General features: G+C 40.0%; 2 protein-coding genes and 1 pseudogene. 2 read left to right on the top strand and 1 reads right to left on the bottom strand.

Annotation, left to right across the window (positions count from 1 at the left end; translation table 11 throughout):
- Positions 1-21 precede the first annotated feature (21 nt).
- On the top strand, positions 22-915 hold the full coding sequence (locus AACT19_RS10580; protein WP_076646239.1) for a LysR substrate-binding domain-containing protein: 894 nt from the start codon (positions 22-24) through the stop codon (positions 913-915).
- A gap of 156 nt (positions 916-1,071) precedes the next feature.
- A pseudogene (locus tag AACT19_RS10585) lies at positions 1,072-1,636 on the top strand (helix-turn-helix domain-containing protein); the annotation flags it as partial.
- Between the two features lie 90 nt (positions 1,637-1,726).
- On the opposite strand, the gene AACT19_RS10590 reads toward AACT19_RS10585, so the two are convergent.
- Positions 1,727-2,197 (bottom strand): GNAT family N-acetyltransferase, encoded by a 471-nt coding sequence (locus AACT19_RS10590; protein WP_076646241.1) that lies wholly within the window; start codon positions 2,195-2,197, stop codon positions 1,727-1,729.
- Between the last annotated feature and the right edge of the window lie 222 nt (positions 2,198-2,419).

Raw genomic sequence — 2,419 nt, forward strand, 5'->3', positions numbered from 1 at the left:
CATCTATAAGGTAGTTTTTATATGCACATTCATCTTCCACCACTCAATACACTAAATGTGTTCAATTCCGCAGCCAGTTTGAAAAGTTTTAAACAAACTGCGGAAGAGTTACATGTCACCCCAACGGCTGTTTCTCATCAAATAAAGTCGTTGGAAGAAGCCTTGAAAACATCACTGTTTGAAAGAAAAACACGAGCAATTGAGTTAACGGTAGAGGGGGAGAAACTGGCAGAAGTAACGCACATGATTTTTCAACAACTCACGAATGTGGTGAACGAAATTTCGAACAACAAAAATGTGGTTACGGTCAGTACAACATCATCCTTTGCCTCTATGTGGTTGATACCAAAGTTAGAAAAGTTCTATGCGCAGCACCCAAATATTGAAGTGGCCGTTAAAACAGGAGAGGAATTAGTTAATCTTGAAAAAGACAAAAGAATAGATTTAGCGATTCGATACGGTGTCTACGACGAGTCGGAAAAAGACACCATTCCACTGGTCACAGAAGAGGCAGGAACATACGCAACACCTTCTTACCTTTCAAAAGTCGACATATCAAAAGAAATAAACCTGTTAGAAACAAAGTGGCAAAATAAAAGTTTACCCTCAATTTCGTGGCGCACTTTACTTAATGGTACTAATTCAAATATTAAGACAAATATACGACAGTTTGATCAGGAAAATCATGTCATTCAAGCCGCATTGGCTGATCAGGGTGTTGCACTGGTGAGTTCACTCCTTGTTGACAATGCACTGAAACAAGGGTGGCTTGAACACTATGAATTCGCGAGTATGAGTAAAGAAATCAAAGGGCTAAGTTATTACTTGGTAATACCAGAACACAATGCAAGAAATAAGAGTCTCGAAAAGTTTAAACGATGGATTATAGAAGAAATGAATAATCAATTTTATTAAATTTATGGGCGCTAAAGTCACACATAAAAAAGAACTATTGCTGGTAACTATAAGCCTATGGGCTCTTCTCCGCTTAGATGAGTCTATAAATTAACAATAAAACCAGTAATACGTTGATTTATAATCACTTCCCCTTTTATATCTTAGTGTTGTAGTTTGTCGTTATTATCTTCCGCTCTATTTAATTTTAAAGGTCAATCCGTACAGTCTGTAACGCTCGAAGAGTGCACTCATTCAGTACTCGTCAAATGCAAGCGAGACAGACGCTGTAAAGTCGTTGACCCTGAGACTGGAGCACCGCGTACCGTCGACCACTATGTTCAACGTCGCCTGTCAGATTTTCCTGTAAGTGGTCACCCTTGCGTAATAGAAATTGAACTAGCTCTGACGAGAGATAAGCTCGGCCGAAGATTGATTGAAGCCACTGATTTTGTTGATAAGGGTGGTCGCTATACCAAGAGGTACTGTCACTTTATTAGTGGACTATGCCGCTATATGAGCATCCATGCAGTGTCTAAGCATTTAGACATACGCTGGGAAAATGTGAAAAATATCGATAAAGCATTTCTGTTATCTACCTTGCCCGCTTTAGAGCCTAAGAAGTTGACCAACCTTGTTCATATTGGCGTTGATGAAGTCGCTAGGGCTAAAGGCCATGACTATATGACCGTCGTTTTATGATCTCGTTTCAGGACAACTTATTTGGGTTGACCATGGGCGGAATGGGGCAGATCTGAGTTGGCTGGCACTTTTGATAAAAGTGCCGCGAGTAAAACTTCAGGTCTATGAAGCCTCTGGGCAAAAACGCTTGTTAGTACGCAAGATCTAACAGCATTGGAATATCAATCATTCCTTGCCGATTTCTGATGCCCTCAGTGCGTTTAAAACCAAACCGTGAGTATACGCTTTCTGCATTTACCGCCGAGTTAACCGTAAAGATACCGCTGTTCCCATTTTTTATTGATTCTTCTTTAACCGCTTCCCATAATTGGCGGGAAAGCCCATTGCCCTGAAAATTATCATCGACAAAAAGGTGATATAAATGAGAGTTGTCTTGAACTCCAGCCACGCCAACCACTTCATCATTCGCAGTCACGGCAATAACATAGTTGTAATTGGTGGATAAATACTTTCCTACATTTTCCTCTGACATTGAATTGAGCAAAATATCGTGTGCAGACGCATCACAAGTAGGACAAACATATTTTTTTGCTAAAGGTAAGATTAATTCACTGATTGCCTTCGAATCACTGATTTCTGCATTTCTGATATTTACACTCATTGTTTCTCCTGATTACTAAGCGGCGTTTGTATTCTATGATCACATAATGCAGCCTTTCTTTTTACGCTTCAACAATAAATCAATAGGTTAGTGATAAAGATAATGGGGGCGGTTTTCTGTGTGGCATAACTTTGACAGCTACCGAATTTGGATAACTTTTCGTAGGGCAAAACGCACGCCCCTAAATTGTGTGGAGCATTTGCTCTAACGAACTTTGGGGCA

Origin of the sequence: Vibrio sp. 10N.222.47.A9 (assembly GCF_963872585.1) — a bacterium.
Lineage (GTDB): Bacteria > Pseudomonadota > Gammaproteobacteria > Enterobacterales > Vibrionaceae > Vibrio > Vibrio splendidus.

Coding starts and splice junctions, on each gene's coding strand:
- AACT19_RS10580 (WP_076646239.1), top strand. CDS start 22: ATGCACATTCATCTTCCACCACTCAATACACTAAATGTGTTCAATTCC.
- AACT19_RS10590 (WP_076646241.1), bottom strand. CDS start 2,197: ATGAGTGTAAATATCAGAAATGCAGAAATCAGTGATTCGAAGGCAATC.